General features: G+C 63.6%; 19 protein-coding genes. 15 read left to right on the top strand and 4 right to left on the bottom strand.

The window, feature by feature from the left end:
• Position 1 precedes the first annotated feature (1 nt).
• Entirely contained in the window at positions 2-1,198 is a 1,197-nt protein-coding gene (locus tag KPHS_30980) for a putative 3-hydroxyphenylpropionic transporter MhpT (RefSeq protein YP_005227398.1), read from the top strand.
• 102 nt (positions 1,199-1,300) lie between these two features.
• Positions 1,301-2,026, top strand: a complete 726-nt coding sequence (locus KPHS_30970) for a polyphenol oxidase family protein (RefSeq protein YP_005227397.1) — start codon at positions 1,301-1,303, stop codon at positions 2,024-2,026.
• A 12-nt stretch (positions 2,027-2,038) separates the two neighbouring features.
• Here the strand turns inward: KPHS_30970 and KPHS_30960 are convergent, their stop codons facing one another.
• Positions 2,039-3,619, bottom strand: a complete 1,581-nt coding sequence (locus tag KPHS_30960) for a putative rhodanese-related sulfurtransferase (RefSeq protein ID YP_005227396.1) — start codon at positions 3,617-3,619, stop codon at positions 2,039-2,041.
• A gap of 5 nt (positions 3,620-3,624) precedes the next feature.
• Entirely contained in the window at positions 3,625-3,966 is a 342-nt protein-coding gene (locus KPHS_30950; RefSeq protein ID YP_005227395.1) for a putative cysteine dioxygenase type I, read from the bottom strand.
• Positions 3,967-4,334: 368 nt separating this feature from the next.
• Here KPHS_30950 and KPHS_30940 point away from each other — a divergent pair, with 368 nt between their 5' ends.
• The 7 genes from KPHS_30940 (at position 4,335) to KPHS_30880 (ending at position 11,350) form a co-directional block, all read left to right on the top strand.
• Positions 4,335-5,228 carry a putative LysR family regulatory protein gene (locus tag KPHS_30940; protein ID YP_005227394.1) on the top strand — a complete coding sequence of 298 codons (894 nt, stop codon included), beginning with the start codon at positions 4,335-4,337 and terminating at the stop codon, positions 5,226-5,228.
• Positions 5,229-5,372: 144 nt separating this feature from the next.
• Positions 5,373-6,467: a putative lavin-dependent oxidoreductase gene (locus tag KPHS_30930; protein YP_005227393.1), complete on the top strand. Its 1,095-nt coding sequence runs from the start codon at positions 5,373-5,375 to the stop codon at positions 6,465-6,467.
• The gene (locus KPHS_30920; RefSeq protein YP_005227392.1) at positions 6,454-7,605 is read left to right on the top strand and encodes a putative acyl-CoA dehydrogenase; all 1,152 of its coding nucleotides are present in this window, start codon (positions 6,454-6,456) and stop codon (positions 7,603-7,605) included. Before KPHS_30930 ends, KPHS_30920 begins: the two co-directional genes overlap by 14 nt.
• Before the next feature lie 5 nt (positions 7,606-7,610).
• Entirely contained in the window at positions 7,611-8,573 is a 963-nt protein-coding gene (locus KPHS_30910) for a putative ABC transporter periplasmic solute-binding protein (RefSeq protein ID YP_005227391.1), read from the top strand.
• On the top strand, positions 8,570-9,607 hold the full coding sequence (locus tag KPHS_30900; protein YP_005227390.1) for a putative ABC-type taurine transport system periplasmic binding component: 1,038 nt from the start codon (positions 8,570-8,572) through the stop codon (positions 9,605-9,607). The genes KPHS_30910 and KPHS_30900 overlap by 4 nt, the downstream gene beginning before the upstream one ends.
• Positions 9,588-10,583: an ABC transporter permease gene (locus KPHS_30890; protein YP_005227389.1), complete on the top strand. Its 996-nt coding sequence runs from the start codon at positions 9,588-9,590 to the stop codon at positions 10,581-10,583. Before KPHS_30900 ends, KPHS_30890 begins: the two co-directional genes overlap by 20 nt.
• Complete coding sequence (locus KPHS_30880) at positions 10,577-11,350, top strand: ABC transporter ATPase (protein YP_005227388.1); 774 nt, start codon at positions 10,577-10,579, stop codon at positions 11,348-11,350. The genes KPHS_30890 and KPHS_30880 overlap by 7 nt, the downstream gene beginning before the upstream one ends.
• Positions 11,351-11,577: 227 nt before the next feature.
• Here the strand turns inward: KPHS_30880 and KPHS_30870 are convergent, their stop codons facing one another.
• The gene (locus KPHS_30870) at positions 11,578-13,650 is read right to left on the bottom strand and encodes a TonB-dependent receptor (RefSeq protein YP_005227387.1); all 2,073 of its coding nucleotides are present in this window, start codon (positions 13,648-13,650) and stop codon (positions 11,578-11,580) included.
• A gap of 505 nt (positions 13,651-14,155) precedes the next feature.
• On the opposite strand from KPHS_30870, the gene KPHS_30860 reads away from it, so the two are divergent.
• The 5 genes from KPHS_30860 to KPHS_30820 all read left to right on the top strand — a co-directional run bounded on the left by KPHS_30860 (position 14,156) and on the right by KPHS_30820 (position 18,912).
• Complete coding sequence (locus KPHS_30860; protein ID YP_005227386.1) at positions 14,156-14,977, top strand: ferric enterobactin transporter ATP-binding protein; 822 nt, start codon at positions 14,156-14,158, stop codon at positions 14,975-14,977.
• Positions 14,974-15,999 (top strand): putative iron compound ABC transport system permease component, encoded by a 1,026-nt coding sequence (locus KPHS_30850; RefSeq protein YP_005227385.1) that lies wholly within the window; start codon positions 14,974-14,976, stop codon positions 15,997-15,999. Before KPHS_30860 ends, KPHS_30850 begins: the two co-directional genes overlap by 4 nt.
• A 94-nt stretch (positions 16,000-16,093) precedes the next feature.
• Positions 16,094-17,047: an iron ABC transporter permease gene (locus KPHS_30840; RefSeq protein YP_005227384.1), complete on the top strand. Its 954-nt coding sequence runs from the start codon at positions 16,094-16,096 to the stop codon at positions 17,045-17,047.
• A complete protein-coding gene (locus KPHS_30830) occupies positions 17,037-18,014 on the top strand; it encodes a putative iron compound ABC transport system periplasmic binding component (RefSeq protein ID YP_005227383.1) in 978 nt (325 codons plus the stop codon). Before KPHS_30840 ends, KPHS_30830 begins: the two co-directional genes overlap by 11 nt.
• Positions 17,980-18,912, top strand: coding sequence for a putative transcriptional regulator (locus KPHS_30820; protein YP_005227382.1), 933 nt, complete (start codon positions 17,980-17,982; stop codon positions 18,910-18,912). Before KPHS_30830 ends, KPHS_30820 begins: the two co-directional genes overlap by 35 nt.
• Here the strand turns inward: KPHS_30820 and KPHS_30810 are convergent.
• Complete coding sequence (locus tag KPHS_30810; RefSeq protein ID YP_005227381.1) at positions 18,878-19,006, bottom strand: hypothetical protein; 129 nt, start codon at positions 19,004-19,006, stop codon at positions 18,878-18,880. The two genes, KPHS_30820 and KPHS_30810, sit on opposite strands and share 35 nt — an antisense overlap.
• Here KPHS_30810 and KPHS_30800 point away from each other — a divergent pair.
• Positions 19,005-19,772, top strand: coding sequence for an amino acid ABC transport system periplasmic binding component (locus KPHS_30800; protein YP_005227380.1), 768 nt, complete (start codon positions 19,005-19,007; stop codon positions 19,770-19,772). The genes KPHS_30810 and KPHS_30800 overlap by 2 nt on opposite strands.
• Positions 19,773-19,791 lie beyond the last annotated feature (19 nt).

The following is a 19,791-nucleotide window of genomic DNA, read 5'->3' as shown; positions in this document are numbered from 1 at the left end:
TATGACCAAGATAACGACTGCAACCCCCTCGCGCCTGGTGGTCACCATCGGGCTCTGTTTTATGGTGGCCCTGATGGAAGGGCTGGATCTGCAGGCGGCGGGGATCGCCGCCGTCGGCATGGCGCAGGCCTTTGCGCTGGATAAAATGCAGATGGGCTGGATCTTCAGCGCCGGGATCCTCGGCCTGCTGCCCGGCGCGCTGGTGGGCGGCATGCTGGCGGACCGCCACGGGCGTAAGCGCATTCTGTTGGGGTCGGTGCTGCTGTTTGGCCTGTTCTCGCTGGCCACCGCGCTGGCATGGAGCTTCCCGACGCTGCTGCTGGCGCGCCTGCTCACCGGCGTCGGGCTCGGGGCGGCATTGCCGAACCTGATTGCCTTAACCTCGGAAGCCGCTGGCTCACGCTTCCGCGGCCGGGCGGTAAGCCTGATGTACTGCGGTGTACCCATTGGCGCCGCGCTGGCGGCAGCGCTGGGCTTTTCCGGTTTCGCCGCGGCCTGGCAGATTATTTTCTGGATTGGCGGCGTGGTCCCGCTGCTGCTGATCCCGTTGCTGATGCGCTGGCTGCCGGAGTCGCAGGCGTTTCAGCGCGCGGAGGCCAGCGTGCCGCTGCGCACCCTGTTTGCCCCAGGCCAGGCCGCCGCTACGCTGCTGCTGTGGCTGGGTTATTTTTTCACCCTGCTGGTGGTCTATATGCTGATCAACTGGCTGCCTATGCTGCTGGTGGGCCAGGGATTCCGCGCCAGCCAGGCGGCCGGGGTGATGTTCTCTCTGCAGATCGGCGCCGCCTGCGGCACGCTGCTGCTGGGGGCGCTAATGGATAAGCTCACCCCGCTGCGGATGTCGCTCCTGATCTACAGCGGCATTCTGGCGTCGCTGCTGGCGCTGGGCAGCGCGTCGTCGCTGACTGGCATGCTGCTGGCGGGGTTTGTCGCCGGGCTGTTCGCCACCGGCGGACAAAGTGTGCTTTACGCTCTGGCGCCGCTTTTTTATCCCGCGGCCATCCGCGCCACCGGGGTGGGCACCGCCGTGGCGGTGGGGCGTCTTGGGGCGATGAGCGGCCCGCTGCTGGCCGGCAAGATGCTGGCCCTCGGCACCGGCACCGTCGGGGTGATGGCGGCCTCGGCGCCGGGCATTGTGCTGGCCGGCGTGGCGGTGTTCTGGCTGATGCATCGCCAGCAGCGCGCGGCCATGGTCTGATATGCATCCGGCGGTCTGGTAAAAAAATGCCGGGCCGCCGCCTTGCCTGTCCGCGTCCCCTGGCCTAAGGTAAGACATCATTCCCTGACGCTTATCGTCCCTATGGCTTACACCTCCCGTTTGCTCAATGCGATCCCTGGCATCCGCCACGCTTTTCTCGATGTCCATGAAACCGCCGCCTTTCCCTATGCCGAGCTGGCTCCGGTGAAGCTGGTGCATGGTAATGAGGTTCATCATTATCAGCAGCCGCTGCCGACGCGCCCGCACGCCGACGCGGTGTTTACCGCGGTAGCCGGGCAAAAGGTGGGGGTGGTGACCGCCGACTGTCTGCCGCTGCTGATCGCCTCGCGCGACGGTCGCTACGTCTGCAGCGTGCATGCCGGCTGGCAGGGGCTGGTCAGCGGTATTGTCGACAACAGTCTGGCCTGTTTTCGCCAGCAGGGGGTGGCATTGGCCGATCTGGTCATCGCCGTGGGGCCGTATATTCACCCCTGCTGTTACGAAGTCTCCGCCGGATTCTATCAGCAACTGCTGGACCAGCCCGGCGGTGACCGGGTGGCCCGCCATCGCCAGCGGCTGTTCCACTCCCGTTCGGGCCCGGTCAGCGATCCGCTCAAAGCCGCCGCACGCGGCAGCGATAATCTGTGGTTTGATCTGCGCGCCTTTGCCGAAGCGATCTTCGCAGAGGCGGGGGTGGCGCCGGCGAGCGTTGAATGGCTGGGGAGTTGTACCTACTGCACCCCGCAGTCGCTGGGCTCCTACCGGCGCCGGACCCATTTTCCGGCGCCGAAGAGCTTTCAGTATTCGTGGATCATGCGCGAAGCCTGAGGCGGGCTCGCGCTAGAGCACCCGAAAACCGTGGGTGCCGTCGCGGGCCAGCTGATCCACCAGGCCATACTCCCACTCCAGATAGGCCTGCATGGCCTCGGCGGAATTATCGGTTCCTTCGTACGGACGACGATAGCGGTCACGGCGCTCGACGGCGAGGCCGCTGTCGCCATGCGCCAGCGGCAGACCGGCGGCGATCCACGCCAGCGTCCCGCCGGTAAGCAACTGCACCGGTTTACCGGTCAAGGCCGCCACCTCCGGCACCGCGTAGCGGGCCAGCAGACTGCTGCCGCAGGTCACCACGTAACGTTGGGCGGGAGGGATCACGTCCAGGGCCTGGCGCAGCTGCGAGCGCGTTAGCCACCACGCGCCGGGGATATGGCGAGCGACAAAGTTGGCGCTGGTGGTAAAATCGAGCACCACCGTACCGGGTTCTTCCAGCTGTTGCGCCAGCTGCGCCGGGCTTATCTCCTCCGCCTGCGGGCCGGGCGGCACCTCGGCGGCTGGCACCCCGCGTTCGCTCAACTGGCTGGTCGACAGCGCGCTCAGCCGCGCCGTCTCCCAGCCCATCTGCGCCAGCCACGAGCCGGTTATCGCCGCCCGGATGCCATCGTCATCCAGCAGCACAATGCGCGCACCTCGAACGCTGGCGAAGTGGTCGGTCTCCTGCACCAGCTGGCCGCCTGGCGCGCTCAGGCTGCCGGGATAGTGACCCGCCGCGTACTCTTCGGGGCTGCGGACATCAAACAGGAAGGTGGTGCGGTCGCTCTGCTGCTGCCAGCGTTGCAGCGTGGCCTCATCGATGACCGCCACCCCGGCCCGTTCGGCAAAATGCGCCACCTCAGCGGCCCGGGCGCCGGAGGCGCGGGCGGAGGGATCGTATTGCCGCTGTTGCTGGTGCGCCAGCGTCTGGCCGGCCAGCGTCCAGCCGATAGTGCCATTGCGCAGGGCATGGACCGGGTTTGGCACGCCGGCGTTGATCAGCGACTGGGTGCCGATGATGCTGCGGGTGCGTCCGGCGCAGTTGACGATAACCGGCGTCTGCGGGGAGGGCGTCAGGCTCTCTACCCGCAGGGCCAGCTCGCCGCCGGGCACGCTGATGCTGCCGGGGATGCTCATGGTCTGGTACTCATCGAAGCGCCGGGCGTCGACGATCACCACCTCCTGCCGGCTGTCGATGAGCGCCTGAACCTCCTGGGCGCTGAGCGACGGTGTGTGACGCACGCTTTCCACCAGCTCGCCAAAGGCTTTACTGGCGGAGTTGACGTCCTGAAACAGCTCGCCGCCGCTGCGGCGCCAGCCGGCGAGACCCTCGGCCAGCAGGGCCACATCCTGATAGCCCCAGGACCGCAGCCGTTCGACGGCGATCTCCGCCAGACCCTCGCCGTTGTCGTAGACGGTGAGCGGGGTGGTGAAGCGCGGTATCCGCCGGCGGACCTCGAGCTCCAGTTTGCTGAGCGGCAGATTGACGGCAAACAGCGGATGAGCGGTGGCGAAATCGGCCTCTACACGGACGTCGATCAGCGCCAGTTCACGACGGTCGAGCAGCGCCTGGCGGATCCCGGCGGCCTGGCGATAAGCGTAGGTGGACATAGTGGTTATCCTTGATGTTCGCGGGAGGAATCCCAGATATTGGGTAAATGGCGGTTAGAGTAGCCGGAGATAAACGGTTTCTGCTGCCCTTCCGGGGTATACACGGCGCGCTTCACCGCGCCGATATTGCCGCCGTAGACATGAATACTGATAGAGACGCGATCCGCCAGCGCATTGCTGACGCGATGAATATCGCCATCGTCAGCGGAGACTTTCTCCACCTGGCCTGCTTCCAGAAGCGTGGCGGCGCCCAGCGCGCGCGGTATGCCATCGGCATCCAGCTGGTAGCGCTGGTTTTCCTCCGCGCCGCGCAGCATCCCAATGGCCCCCCACACCCCGGTGGTCATGGATCGGCGTCGCTTGCCCCGGTCCCCAGACGAAGCTGACAATCGAGAAGCGCTCCCCGGAGTCGGCATGCAGCAGATACTGCTGGTAATGGTGCGGATGCGGCAGGGTGTACTCTTCCGGCAGCCAGTCGTCGTAACGCACCAGCGCCGCCAGCCGCTGCGCCACGGCGTCAAGCAGCGGGGCGGTCTGGTGGTGTTCGCGGTGCAGGCGGTCTACCTCATGAATGAAATGGCGTAATTTTTCCAGTCGTGGTGCAGTCATGTGCGGTTCCTGTCAGAGGGACTGGTCAAAACGCTAACAGAGGCGTTAATATTATTTAAATGCAATTTACGCATATATTAATATGCAAATTTCACATAAGGTTCCTATGCGCATTGACGATATCGACGCTTTGCTGGCCACGGTGCAGTTTTCCTCCCTCAATCAGGCCGCGGAATATCTGGGGATCACCCAGTCGGCCATCACCCGGCGCCTGCAGCGTCTGGAACAGGAGCTGAACGTCACGCTGTTAGAGCGCCAGACCCGCCCGCTGACCCTGACCGCCGCCGGACACCGGGTGTACGAGCAGTGTCTGAGCATTAAGCGTGAGACGAAAAAACTCTACAGCCTGTTGGATCCGCAAGGCGAGCCGCGCGGCGCGCTGCGTCTCGGCGTGCCGCAGAGTCTCAGCGAGATTGCCCTGCCGGCGGCGCTGTCGGCGCTGAGCCAGCAGTTTCCCGGACTGTCGCCGCAGATCACCTGCGGCTGGAGCGGACAGCTGCAGCGCCGGCTGGAAAACGGCGAGCTGGACGGCATGCTGGCGATGGGGCCCGCCCAGCAAAGCTTCGCCGAGGGCTACAGCGGGCGCCTGCTGTGTCCCCTGGAGGTGGTGCCGATCGTCGGCCGGCGTTTGAATTTGCGCGCGTCATCCCTGCGGGAGTGCGCCGAACGGGGCTGGATCCTTAACCCCGACGGCTGTGGCCTGCGCGCCGGGCTCATTCGCGAGCTGCAGAGCCAGGGATTGCGGTTGACGCTCAACGTCGAGAGCGCGGGCGCGCAGCTGCAGATAGCGCTGGTGGCGCAGGGGCTGGGGCTGGGTCTGGTGCCGAGGGCGGCGCTGGCCAGCAGCCCGTGGCGGGATGAGGTCGCGGTCCTCAGCCTCAGCGATTTTCAGCCTGCGGTCTCACTGTGGCTGATCCACGCCCAGTATCTGGCGAACCTGCAGCCGCCGCTGACCTTTTTTGCCAGCAAAGTGGTTCAGCAGCTGACCGTATCCGACTGAAAGCACTATGCATTTTTGTTTAATGCTAATTAAGCATATTAAGATATGATAAAAATGCATTTTGCTCATTAACACGCTCTGTATAGGGTAATGACCAGCGCCGCTGTCGCGGCCACTCCATTACCCTGACGCAAGGAGTTGTTCATGAGCATTCAGTTTCTCGGCATGATTGGCCACCGCCTCTCTTCCGAAACGATTGCCCCGGTGGGGCCGATCTTTGACCGCGACTATATCGTTCGCTTTGCGCAAACCCATGAAGCCGCCGGGTTTGATCGTCTGCTGGTCGGCCACTGGTCCGATCAACCCGACGGCTTTCTGGTGACGGCCCTGGCGGGACTGTCGACGCAGAAAATTCAGTACCTGCTGGCCCATCGTCCCGGTTTTGTTTCCCCAACCCTTGCCGCGCGCAAATTCGCTACCCTTGAGCACCTGCTGGGGGGCCGCTTGGCGGTGCATATCATCAGCGGCGGCAACGATGCCGAGCAGCGCCGGGATGGCGATTATCTCGACCACGACCAGCGCTACGCTCGCACCGACGCCTTCCTCGACATCGTGCGCCAGGTGTGGACCAGCGAGCAGCCGGTGGATATTCACAACGATTTCTATCAGGCCGAGCAGGCCTGGTCCGCCATTCGCCCGCTGCAAAAGCCGCATCTTCCCATCTACTTCGGCGGCTCGTCGGAAGCGGCCATCGCCGTCGCCGGCAAACATGCCGACGTCTTCGCGCTGTGGGGCGAGTCGCTGGCGCAAACCGGCGAGACCATCCAGCGCGTACGCGCCGAAGCGGCGAAACACCAGCGTGATATCGGCTTCAGCGTCTCGTTCCGGCCGATTATCGCCGACAGCGAAGCCGAAGCCTGGGAGAAAGCCGAGCATATCCTGCACGTCGCCACCGAGCAGGCGGCGCAGCGCGGGGGCGGGTTCAAAGCCAAACCGGACAGCATCGGCGCCCAGCGGCTGCGGGCTACCGCGGCGCAGGGCAGAGTGGTGGACAAACGCCTGTGGACCGGCATCGCCCAGCTGGTGGGCGGCGGACATAACTCCACCGCGCTGGTGGGCACCCCGGAGCAGGTGGCGGATGCGCTGCTCGATTACTACGACCTCGGGGTGCGTAACTTCCTGATCCGCGGCTTCGATCCGCTGAACGACGCGGCCGACTATGGCCGGGCGCTGCTGCCGATCGCCCGGGAAAAGCCGCCCGGCGTGCAGTGGCGGAGCGCGCATCGTGATCCATCCTGAGCGCGACGACTGGGCCCGGCAGCTGACGGCGCTCCGCCAGCAGATGGCGGAGCAGGCGGCCAGCCTTGACGCCAGCGGCGAGTTTCCCTGGCGTAATATCGACCATCTGCGTGCGGGGGGCTGGTTAAGTCTCGCCGTGCCGCCATCCTGCGGCGGCGCGGGCGCCAGTCTGGCCCAGCTGCAGCAGGTCATCGCCGCCATCGCCTGGGGAGAGCCGGCGACAGCGCTGATTGTCTGCATGCAGTATCTCCACCATTTGCGGCTGGCGGAAAACGACGCCTGGCACGCGCCGCTGCGCCAGCAGGTTTTTCACGATGCTGTCGAACACGGTGGCCTCATCAACAGCCTGCGCGTCGAGCCGGAGCTGGGCTCCCCGGCGCGGGGCGGCCTGCCGGACACCGTGGCGACCCGTCGCGCGGAGGGCTGGGACATCAGCGGCCATAAAATTTATACCACCGGCATTGAAGGGCTGCGCTGGCTGGCGGTGTGGGCCAGAAGCGATGATAACCCGCCGCTGGTGGGCACCTGGCTGGTGCCTGGCGACAGCCCGGGCATCAGCGTGGTGAAAAGCTGGGATCACGCCGGGATGCGGGCCACCGGCAGCCATGAAGTTATTTTTAACCACGTGCGGGTGGCGGCAGAGCACGCGGTGGATGTCTGGCCGGCCGATGCGCCACCCGCCGCCCAGGCCGAACCGTTTCGCCTGTTCGCCAACCGGCAGACGGCGCTGCTGGCGGCGATCTATGACAGCATTGCCCACGCCGCTCACGACTGGCTGGTGAGATGGCTGGCGGGGCGGGTGCCCGCCGGTCTCGGCCATCCGCTCTCTCGTCTGCCACGGGTGCAGGAGAAAGTCGGGCAGATCGCCGGGCTGCTGCTGGTCAACCGCAGCCTGCTGGAGCAGGCCGCCGCGCTGCGCTTTTCCGCCATCGAGGCCAATCTGGCGAAAGTCACCATCACCGACAACGCCATTCAGGCGGTGAATATCGCGCTCGAGCTGACCGGCAATCATGGTCTCAGCCGACAAAACCCGCTGGAACGCCACTACCGCAATGTGCTCTGCGGACGGGTACATACCCCACAGAGCGACAGCGCCTGGCTGGCAGCTGGCAACTTCGTCTTTCAATCACAAGGATAATCACGATGCGTCTATCATTTTCAGGCCGGGTGGCGGCCGCGCTGATGCTGCTGGCGCTGGGCGGCTACGCGACAGCGCAGGAGCGGCTTACCCTGCGTATCGCCGATCAAAAAGGCGGCATGCGTTCGCAGCTGGAGGCGGCCAACGCCCTGCAAAATCTCCCTTACGACATTAAGTGGGCCGAGTTCCCGGCCGCCGCGCCGCTGGCGGAAGCCCTCAACGCGGGCGCCGTGGACGCGGGGATCATCGGCGATGCGCCGTTGCTCTTCGCCCTGGCCAACGGTGCGCCGGTCAAAGCTATTGCCGTGGATAAAAGCAACCCGGCGGGGACCGCGGTGCTGGTATCACCCGGCAGCACGTTAAAAAGCGGCGCTGATTTAAAAGGCAAACGCATCGCCACCGGTAAAGGGTCGATTGGTCATTTCGTGGCGCTGAAAGCGCTGGAGCAGGCGGGGATTTCACCGAAGGAGGTGCAGTGGGTGTTCCTCGGCCCGGTGGACGCCAAAGTGGCGTTGCTAAACGGTTCGGTGGACGCCTGGGCGACCTGGGAGCCCTACACCACCCAAATGGTGAAGACCAACGAGGGGCAGATCCTGGTGAGCGGCAAAGGGCTGCTGCCGGGGAATACCTTCCTCGCGGCAACGGATTCCGCGCTTAACGATCCGCAAAAACGCGCCGCGCTGCAGGATTATCTCCAGCGCCTGGCCGGCGCCGAGCGCTGGGCCTACGCCAATCTCGACAGCTACGGCAAAACGTTGGGGGAGATCATCCGCTTCCCGGCGGAGATCGCCCGCGCGCAGTTTGCCAACCGCCAGTCGCAGTGGCAGCCGCTGGCCGAGGAAACAGTGGCCCAGCAGCAGGCAACGGCGGACTTTTATCTCGCCAACGGCCTGATCCGCACCCGGCTGGACGTGAAGCCGACCTTTGACCGCCGTTTTAGCGTGCCCGCCGCCGAGGTGACACCATGACCAGAACCCCTTTTTCCCGCCGCCGTTTTTTACAGCTCAGCGGCGGCCTGGCGCTGGCCGGGGTCTCTCTGCCGCTGTGGGCTCATGATATGGCGGACATGGCCGGCGGCGATGCCCATCCGGCGCTGCGCCTGCCAGAGCCCTACAAGATCAAGCTGGCGATCAACAAAAGCGCGGTATGCCTCGCGCCGGTCGCCGTCGCCGAGCAGCAGAAGATATTCAGTAAATACAACCTCGACGTTGAGTTTGTTAACTTCGGCAGCTCCACCGATGTGCTGCTGGAGGCGATCGCCACCGGTAAGGCCGACGCCGGGGTGGGGATGGCGCTGCGCTGGCTGAAGGCGCTGGAGCAGGGCTTTGACGTCAAGCTCACCGCCGGGACCCACGGCGGCTGTCTGAACCTGCTGACGGCTAAAGACTCGCCGTTCGGCGGCCTCGAGAGCCTGAAGGGTCAAACCATCGGCGTCACCGACATGGCCGGACCGGATAAAAACTTCTTCGCCATTCTGCTTAAGCGCCACGGTATCGACCCGATCAGCGACGTGCAGTGGAAAGTCTACCCGGCGGATCTGCTCAGCGTGGCGCTGGACAAGCGCGAGATCGCCGCCATCAGCGGCAGCGAGCCGTTTAGCTATCGTCTGCTGGAGACCGGCAAGTATCAGCTGATCGCCAGCAATATGACCGGGGATTATGCCAACCTCAGCTGCTGCGTGCTGGGGGTGAGCGGGAGACTGGCGCGGGACCATAAACCGGCCGCCGCGGCGCTCACCCAGGCGATCCTTGAGGCGCACAGCTATGCCGCTGCGCATCCGGAAAGCGTGGCGCAATTCTTCCTCGCCCATGCCCTGAATACCAGTGAAGCGGAGGTGAGCGGCATCCTGCACGGGCAGGGCCACGGCCATCACGCGGTGGGCGAAGCGTTCGTGAAAGAGCTGACGCAGTATGCGGTCGACCTGCAGCGGGTACAGGTGATCAAGCCGGGTACCGATCCCCATCAGTTCGCGGAGAGTATCTATGCCAACGTATTCGCCTGAGCAGGCTCTGGCGCGCCCCACCGGCCGTGCGCCGCTGTGGGGAGAAGGGCTGCTGGCCGCCGCGCTGTGGCTGCTGGGCGGTCTGTTTACTCTGACCTGGCCCGACGCCGGGCGGCGCTGGCCGTTTAGCGAAGGCTGGGCGCTGGCGCAATTCACCCTCGGCGGCGGCTTGCTGCTGCTGGCGCTGAGCTATCGCTACTGGCGGGCGCGCGGCGCGCGTGTGCTGCATGCCGGCAAGTGGCTGGCGCTGCTGCCGGTGCTGTTTGCTGTCTGGGAAGGGCTGACCGCCAAAACTGCCGTGTTGCCGGTACCATTCTTCGCGCCGCCGCAGGCGCTGATCGAGGTGCTGCACGACGACTGGCCGCGCCTGCTCGACAGCCTGCTGCACTCCCTGGGGCTGCTGGGGCTCGGTGTGCTGCTGGGTACCAGCAGCGGGTTCATCACCGGTCTGGCCATCGGCTGGTCGCAACGGATTGGCTACTGGGTGCATCCGGTGTTACGTCTGCTGGGGCCGGTGCCGTCCACCGCGCTGCTGCCGCTGTGCCTGTTTATTTTTCCCTCGAGTTTCGGCGCCAGCGTGTTTTTGATCGCGCTGAGCACCTGGTTCCCGGTCACGGTGCTGACCTGGTCCGGAGTGATGGGCATTGATAAGGCGTGGTACGACGTGGCGCGGACCCTCGGCGCCAGCCAGCGTTTCCTGATCCTGCGGGTGGCGATCCCCGCCGCGTTGCCGAACGTCTTTGTCGGCCTGTTTATGGGGCTCGGCGCGTCGTTTTCGGTGCTGATTGTCGCCGAAATGGTCGGGGTGAAGTCGGGGATCGGCTTTTACCTCCAGTGGGCCCAGGGCTGGGCGGCCTATCCTAATATGTATGCCGCGCTGCTGGTGATGGCCTTGTTATGCTCCGGCCTGATAAGCGGATTATTTATGCTGCGTGACCGTCTGCTGAGCTGGCAGCGAGGAGGGATGCAATGGTAACCGAGACGATAGCGCGCGGCGCGGCGGTATCCATCAGCCATCTTCATCATGCGTTTACGCTTGGCAAACAGACGGTACCGGTGCTGGAGAATATTAGCCTGCAGCTGCGCCCGGGGGAAAGCGTGGCGCTGCTGGGCCCTTCCGGCTGCGGTAAATCAACCCTGCTGCGGCTGCTGGCGGGGCTGGAAGCGCCGCAGAGCGGACAGATGCAGATCGACGGCGCGGCGCTCGGCGCCCCGGGGCCGGAGCGAATTCTGGTGTTTCAGGATCCGACGCTCTATCCGTGGCTGACGGTGCGGCAGAACGTGCTGCTGGGCCCGCAGGCGCAGGGGAAAAAGGGGCTGGAGGCGAAGGCAGACGCGTTGATTGACCGCATCGGGCTGCAGGCCTTCAGCGAGGCGTGGCCGCGGCAGCTGTCCGGAGGGATGGCACAGCGTGCGGCGCTGGCGCGCGCCTTGTTGAACGAACCGCGTCTGCTGCTGCTCGACGAGCCGTTGGGCAAACTCGATTCGCTGACCCGCATCAGTATGCAGCGGGAGCTGATCGCCCTCTGGCAGCAGCAGGGGTATACCAGCCTGCTGGTGACCCACGATATCGAAGAGGCGCTGCTGCTGTGCGAGCGGGTGCTGGTGATGTCGCCACGTCCAGGGCGGATTATTGCCGAGTTTGCGCTGCCGCTGGCTTTTCCCCGTCATCGCGATAACCCGCAGCTGCTGCAGCATCGTCAGGATATATTGCGCATCCTCGGCCAGGAGGCGGACTGGTAAGCTGAACGCATTCCCCGGTGGCGCTGCGACAAATGTCACGGAAAGGTAGGCCGGCGCAAGCGCAGCGCCGCCCGGCAATGGGCATCCGGCGCCAGGCGCCTGTTTTTGCCCGGTGGCGGCTGCGCCTTACCGGGCCTACGAACTGCGACAAATGGCACGGAAAGGTAGGCCGGCGCAAGCGCAGCGCCGCCCGGCAATGAATATCCGGCGCGACGCCATGGTCCGGCTTAAAAATCCATCTTCACCGTGAACTGCACTTCGCGCGGGTCGCCAATCTGGTTGCCGAGGTTATTGGTGCCGATCGAGGAAGTGTAATAGGTCTTATCAAACAGGTTCTTCACATTCACCTGCAGTGTCACCGGATACTGCAGCTTCATCTTATAGGCAGCAAACACATCCGCCACCGCATACCCCTGCAGATAATAATCCGCGCCGTTGGTGCCGGAACGCTTGCTGACCGCGTGGCCGCCGCCGCCGACGGTCAGGGTGTTGCTGTTATAGACGTTATGAATGTCATAGGTCAGGAACAGCGAACCGGTATGTTTCGGTACGTTTGGCAGCGGTTTCCCGGCGTAATCCGGATCTTCCAGCACTTTGGCGTCGGTGTAGCCGTAGCTGGCGATCACGCTGAGGTTATCGGTGATGGACCCCGCCAGATCCACTTCCACGCCCTGGGAACGCACTTTGCCCGCCGTTTTGGCCACCGTCTCATCGCCAATGCTCTCGGTGTACAGCACGTTACGCTTATGAATATCAAACAGCGCGATATTGGCGGTAATGCCGTTTAACAGGTCGAATTTGGCGCCCACTTCGTAAGAGGTGGACTCTTCCGGCGGCAGCTCGCCGATATAGCTGGCGATCGACGACTGCGGCATAAACGACTGGGCGACGTTGGCGAACAGGGAGACGTTCGGCGTGACCTTGTAGACCAGGCCGGCTTTCGGCGTCCATTTCTCATCGCGGCTGTCGGTATTGACGTTAAACGGTCGGCCTTTACCGGCGTACTGGGTGTAGTACTGGTAGCGCACGCCGGCGACGGCGATCCAGTTGTCGGTCAGGTACAGCGCGTCCTGCACGTATGCGGCATAGCTCTCCTGCTGGATCCGCTGGTCGCTGTCGGAGGCGGAGACGGTATTACAGGTGTCGAGAGTGCCGTAGACCGGATGATAGATGTTAAAGCCTTTGACGTTCTTACAGCGCAGCATATCGGTGCGCAGCAGATCGTAATTCTCATAGGCGACGCCGGTCAGCAGCTCGTTATAAAAGCCGCCCACTACCACGTTGCCCTGCAGGTCGGCGCGGGTGGAGTGCTTCTTCTGCGTTGAACCGTGGGTACCATCGACCCGGCGGGTGAGGTTGCCGGTCGCCGAATCATAGGCCATCACCCGCGCCTGGTTATCGTTATAGTGATCCTGGCTGTAGCTGTAATCGAAGCGCGCGGTCCAGGCGTCGTTAAGGCGATACTCGGCGTTGAGCTGAGCGAGATCGGAATAGCCATCGGTAATATTAAACGCTTCATCGAAGCGGGTTTTGCGATCGACGTTAACCGCATGGCCGGTATTCAGATCGAAGATAGTGCCGCGATCAAAGGGGGCGCTGTAGTCGCGGTGCGAATAGGACGCGGTCACCGTTGCCCGCTCGCCAAACCAGGTCAGGGAAGGGGCGATAAAGCTGCTTTTGTTTTTACCGAAATTGCGCCAGTAATCCTCATTCTGATATTCGCCGATCAGTCGGTACGCCAGATTTGTGCCTTCGATGGGGCCGGTGATGTCGACGCTGCCGGTGCCGCCGCCAAAGCTGGTGGAGGTCCCGGAAACCGAACCGGAGAACTGCCGCTCCGGCCGTTTAGTGATGACGTTGATCAGCCCGCCGGGGTCGAGGATACCGTACAGCGTCGAGGCGGGCCCCTTCAGGACTTCCACCCGTTCGGTGGCGGCGTTAAAGCTGCGCGGCAGCACGGTGCGCAGGCCGTTGGTCATGATCGAGCCGTCGCGGTTGGCGCCGAAGCCGCGGCGGGTAAAGGCGTCCTGGGTACCGCCGAGGGTGTTGGTCTGCACCACGTTGGCGACGTTATACAGCGCCTCATCGAGTGAGGTGGCGTGCTGATCTTCGAGAACCCGATCGCTCACGGTATTGACCACCTGGGGAATATCCAGCAGCGGCATCGAGGTTAGCGTCGCGGTGGCGGAGCTGAGCGGCTGATAGCCGCTGGTGGCGCTTTGCTGCGCGCCGTCGGCCACTACGGTGATAGTCTCTTCCGCGTCGTTAGTACTTTTCGCCGCGCGATTGTCGGCGGCCATTAATCCCGGTGAGGCTAAAAAAAGAAGCGAAAAAAGCGCGCGCCCTGGCAACGTTCTGCAGGCGACATGGGGTTGAGTCATTATCTGTTTCTCGTGAACGAATCTGCCTTTGCGGTCAGATTAAGCCAATAAAATCATTGCCCTGAATAATAAAAGCACTCTGTTTAGCGTCTGAATGCGCCTTCAGATGTGTAATTGAGAATCATTCAATCATGAAGGGATGTAGTAGTAAACGTTATGCAAGATAAAAATTCAGCGGCGAGGAACAGGACGTTTTAAACACCTCCAGTAGGGAATGTTCTGTAGTTATCTAGCTGATATTATTTTATTTTAATTATATTGCATTGGCACAGCCTCGCTGTAGCCAGCGTCCCCGTCTGAAGACGATGGCGAGTATTGACTACTACATTCATCCCCGTCATGATCAAAAGAGAATGAGATTTATTTTGATTTGACTGCAGAATGTCCAGCTATCGCCTGGAACGCTGCGGCGCAGGAGCGAGTTATGCCACAGCGGGTGACACCTGCAGAGCAGGGGATCGTACTGGATGCCCTGTCGGCCGGCTACGGCCAGACCCTGATCGTTGACGATATCAACCTGACCATTCCCACCGGCAAAATGACGGTGCTGGCCGGGGCGAACGGATCCGGCAAATCCACGCTGCTCTCGACCATCGCCAGAATGCTGAAACCGCTCGGCGGCTGCGTGCGTCTGGACGGGCAAGCCATTCACCAGATGCCGACGAAAGCCGTCTCGCGCCAGCTGGGCATCCTCCCGCAATCGCCGTTGACCCCGGAAGGATTGACCGTTTTCGAGCTGGTCTCGCGCGGGCGCTACCCGTGGCAGGGGCTGATGCGCCAGTGGTCCGAGGCCGATGAGCTGGCGGTAGAGGAGGCGCTGCGCTTAACCGGTACCGCCGAATTCGCCCATCTGCCGGTGGACAGCCTCTCCGGCGGCCAGCGTCAGCGCTGCTGGATCGCCATGGCGCTGGCCCAGCAAACGGCCACCATTCTGCTCGATGAGCCGACCACCTGGCTCGATCTGCGCTATCAGGTCGATATCCTTGAGCTGCTCCAGACCCTCACCCGCGAACATGGCCGCACGGTGGTGACAGTGCTCCATGACCTTAACTTTGCGGTGAACTACGCCGATCTGCTGGTATTCCTTAAACAGGGGCGCATCGCTGGCACGATTAGCGACAACGATGTCTGTAGCCCTGAGCTGATTAAACGCGTGTTTGACGTTGACGTGCAGATGTCGATTAACCCGCAAACCGGCAAACCCTTCTTTATGCCGTTTCGCGCCCGCCAGGCAGCGGCACAATGAGCGTGGCCATCCTGCTTTCCGCGCGGCGTCGCCCCCGCCCCCGGCTGGCGCTGCTTCTGCTAACGCTGCTGCTTATCGCCGCCTCGCTGGTGCATCTTGGCTTAGGCGCCCGCTGGATCGCCCCGCAGACGGTGCTGCGAGCGCTGCTGGAGTACGATCCGCGCAACTTTGAGCAGCGGATTATCATCGATCTGCGTCTGGTGCGGCTGGCGGCGGCGCTGCTGACCGGCGCGGCGCTCGGCGTCGCCGGGCTGCTGCTGCAGACGGTGATCCGTAACCCGCTTGGCGAGCCGCATATTCTCGGGCTTAACGCCGGCGCCTCGCTGGCGGTGGTGGCGACCTCGGCGCTGGGCCTGTCTCTCGGCGCTTTCCCCGCCGGGCGCCCGCTGACCGCCGCCTGCGGCGCGGGGCTGCTGTTTGGTGGCGTGATGGCGCTGGCCTCTGCCGGGCGCGGCGGGGCGACGCCGCTGCGCATCACGTTGTGCGGAGTGGCGCTGTCAGGGTTTGCGTCGGCGGTGACGGCGGCGATATTGATTCTCGATGAACAGACGCTGCTGGCGATGCGCACCTGGCTGGCCGGCGACCTGGCCGGAATGAACTGGAGCACGCTGCAGACGGCGCTGGTCCCGGCGCTGATCGGCCTTGGCGTCGCGTTGCTCATTGCCCCACGCCTCAACGTGCTGGCGCTGGGGGATAAGGTGGCGCTGGGCCTTGGCGTTAATCTCGTCCAGACGCGGCTGCTGGGCCTGCTGGCGATTGCGCTGCTCTGCGGCGCGGCGGTGGCGGTGGCCGGGCCGATCGGCTTCGTCGGGCTGGTGGTGCCGCACGTGGTGCGCCGTCTGGTGACGGAAGATATCCGCCTGGCGCTGCCGCTCGCGGCGCCGGTGGGGGCGCTGGCGCTGGTGCTGGCGGACATCGCCGCCCGGACGCTGGTCGCGCCGCAGGAGCTGGCCACCGGAGCGATGACCGCCCTGGTGGGCGCGCCGTTGTTTATCTTTATCGCCGCGAGGTTTTTTAAATGACGCGCGCCGTTCACCGGGCCGGTTTTCGGCCGCTGGCTTTCGCCTCCCGTCATCTGCTGCTGCGCCCGGCGGCGTTAAAATTGCCGCCAGCATAGTGCTGACGCTGCTGGCGCTGGGGCTGTACAGCCTTAGCCGCGGCAGCTATCCGCTGCCCGCGTCGACGCTGGCGCGGGCCCTGCTGGCGCCCCAGGAGATGGGCGAGCAGCCGCGCTTTATTCTGTTTGATATCCGCCTGCCGCGGATCCTGATGGCGCTGCTGTGCGGGGCCATGCTGGGGCTGGCCGGCGCGGCGATGCAGAGCATCACCCGTAACGGGCTGGCCGACCCGGGGCTGATCGGCGTCAAAGAGGGGGCCAGCATCGTGGTCCTGGCGCTGGTGCTGTTTTTCCCGGCGGTAGGCCTGGTCTGGCGGCCGCTGGCGGGGATGGTCGGCGGCATAGCGGTGGCCCTGCTGGTCCTGACGCTGGCCCGCGACTGTTCGCGGCCGCGCTTTATTTTAATTGGCATCGGCGTCTCCTGGAGCCTGGCGGCCGCGGTCGGCATCTTTATGACCACCGCCGACGTACGCGACGTGCAGACGGCGATGATCTGGCTGGCGGGCAGCCTGCAGGCCGCCACCTGGCCGCTGCTGGCGGTGGCTTTTTGCTGGGCGCTGCCCGGGGCCATCATCCTGTTCTGTACCGCCCGGGCGGCGGACGTGGCGCTGCTGGGCGACCGGACCGCCATCGGCCTCGGCGTACGTCTGCAGCAGCTGACGGTGCTGCGCTTTTTTGCGCCGGTGCTGCTGACCTCGGCCAGCGTCTCCTGCGTCGGCAGCCTGGGCTTTGTGGGCCTGATGGCGCCGCATATGGCGCGTTTCGTGCTGCGCGGCGGCCAGGTATCGCTGCTGTGCGGCAGCGCGCTGATTGGCGCCTTGCTGGTGCTGGCGACCGATACCCTTGGCCGGCTGGCGTTTGCCCCGCTGCAGATCCCGGCGGGGATTGTCATTGCCCTGGTGGGCTGCCCGTTCTTCGTTGTCTTGCTCTGGCGTCGCCGTGATGCCCTTTAACCAGGAAGGTCGTATGCGTTGGTTCGTCTCATTGCTGCTGTTGCTGACGGGGGCCGTCAGCGCCGCCGCCCCACAAACTCAAACTTTCGCCGATGATTTAGGCCGCACCGTCACCGTCCCGCTGCATCCGCAGCGCATTGTTTCGATGCACGATCTCGATATTACCATTCCGCTGATTGAGCTCGGGGCGCCGCCGATCGCCAGCCACGGCCGGACGCGCCCGGACGGCAGCCACTACCTGCGATCCAGCGCCCAGCTCACCGGCGTCGATTTCGACAACAGCGATATCCGCTTTATTGGCACCGCCGATATCGATCTGGAAGCGGTAGCCGCCGCCAGGCCGGATCTGATCATCACTGAGCCCAGCCGCCACGTGTCAGTGGAGCAACTGGAGAAGATTGCCCCGACGGTGAGCATCGACCATCTGCAGGGCAGCGCCCCGGAGATTTACCGCAAGCTGGCGCAGCTGACCGGCACCCAGCCGCGGCTGGCGATCCTCGAGCGCCGCTATCAGGAGCAAATCAAGCAGCTGAAAGCGATGGTCAACCCACCGCAGTACAGCGTCTCAGTGATCCAGGCGAACAACGGCAAGGTCACGGTGCATCATTCGTATCATGCGCTGGGCCGGGTGCTGCGCGACGCCGGGTTCCGCTTTCCGCCGCTGATTGAGCGGATCCCCGACGGCCAGCGCATTGACGTCAGCGCGGAACAGCTGCCGGAGCTGGACGCTGATTTTGTCTTCGCTACCTGGCGGTCGGATACTGGCGGTAAGCCGCAGGATGAGCTGCAGGCGATGGAAGGCGTGATGCCCGGCTGGTGCGACTTTATGCGCGCCTGCCGCACCGGGCACTATATTTTACTGCCGCGGGAAGAGGTGATCTCTAACTCCTACGCCGCGCTGTCCCTGATGGTGGCCCAGGTGCAGTCGCATATTGCCGGCAGGCCGATCCCGGCGGAGGCCAAATGAAAAGCGCGGTAAAAAAGAGAAGGGCAAAGTCGATCTGTTCGGCGAACGCTATCGCGCCCGGGCGCACCAGCTCTCCCCCCGGCTGCGGGCGGTGGTCAGCTATATCAACGACAACCGCGAGGTGGTGCTGGAGCATACGGCGATGGAGATCGCCACCGCGACCCAGACCTCCGACGCCACGGTGGTGCGTGCCATCCAGGCGCTGGGCTTCGCCGGGCTGCGCGAGCTTAAGCAGACCATGGAGCGCTGGTTCGGCACCTCGGTCACCTCGGCGGAAAAGATGCGCTCGACGGTTACCGCGCTCTCCAGCGACGTCAACTCCAGTATTGATTTTGTGCTTGAAGGCCATCAGCGGGTGTGCGAGGTCCTGTCGCGGGCCGACAACCGCGCGGCGGTGGCTCAGGCGGTGGCATTGCTCAGCGACGCGCGCCAGGTGGGGATCTTCGGTATCGGCGCCTCGGGGATCCTCGCCGAATACACCGCCCGGTTGTTCAGCCGTATTGGCCTGCCGGCGTACGTGATGAACCGCACGGGCTTTAGCCTTGCCGAACAGCTTATCGGCCTGCAGCGCGGCGATGTGCTGATCATGATGGGGCAAAAATCTCCCCATCGCGAAGGATTGACCACCCTGCGCGAGGCGAAGCGGCTGGGTATTCCGACCATCCTGCTGACCCAGGCGGTGGACTCGCGCTTCAGCCAGGAGGCGCAGGTGGTGATCGACGTCCCGCGCGGCGGGGACAGTAGCCGGATGCCGCTGCACGGTACGGTGCTGGTCTGTCTCGAGATGATTGTCCTGTCGGTGGCCTCTACCACGCCACAAAAAACGGTGAAATCCCTGAAACGAATCAACGATCTGCATCGGGCTATCGGTAAATCCGGCGGTAAACGGGGCCATTGAGAAGATAATTCACCAGCGGGAAGGTTTCCGGTTGCATATAAAAGTGAGCGTGTGTATTTTTATGCAAAATAAATGCATAAAAAGGAAATCTCATGGTCAAGAATTTGCTCAAAGTGTGTTGCATGATAGCCGCGCTGACGGCTGCCGGACAGGCGGCTGCGGAAACCTATACCGTCGGCTCCGGCGGCACCTACCGGCCGTTTGAATTTGAAAACAGCCAGAAACAGCTGGAAGGTTTCGACATCGACATCATCAAAGCCATCGCCAAAGCCGAAGGCTTTGACGTTAAGCTGGTCAATACCCCATGGGAAGGCATCTTCGCCACGCTGAACACCGGCGACCGCGACATCATCATCTCCGGGATCACCATCACCGATAAACGCAAACAGATGGTCGATTTCTCCGCGCCGTACTTCCCGGCCGAACAGTCTATCGTCGTCGCTCAGGACTCGCAGGTGGATTCGCTGGCGGCCCTGAAAAACGAGAAGGTCGGGGTGGTGAACTCCAGCACCGGCGATATCGTGGTTTCTGAGGTGCTGGGTAAAAACAGCACCGCGATCAAGCGCTTCGACAATACCCCGCTGATGCTCCAGGAGCTGTTTGAGGACGGCGTCAGCGCCGCGGTTGGCGACGTCGGGGTGGTGAAGTACTACATCAAACAGCACCCGGAGAAGCAGTTCAAGCTGGTGCCGGATGCCAAATTTGAGCGTCAGTATTTCGGTATTGCGGTGGCGAAAGGCAACAGCGAACTGCTGGGCAAAATCAACGCCGGGCTGCAAAAGATCGTTGCCGACGGGACTTACGCCAAAATCTATAAAACCTGGTTCGACGACAACGTGCCGACGCTGCCAGCGCAATAATCCACCTTTTTCAGTGACC

This window comes from Klebsiella pneumoniae subsp. pneumoniae HS11286, assembly GCF_000240185.1.
Lineage (GTDB): Bacteria > Pseudomonadota > Gammaproteobacteria > Enterobacterales > Enterobacteriaceae > Klebsiella > Klebsiella pneumoniae.
This window is presented reverse-complemented; position numbering and strand designations above follow the sequence as displayed.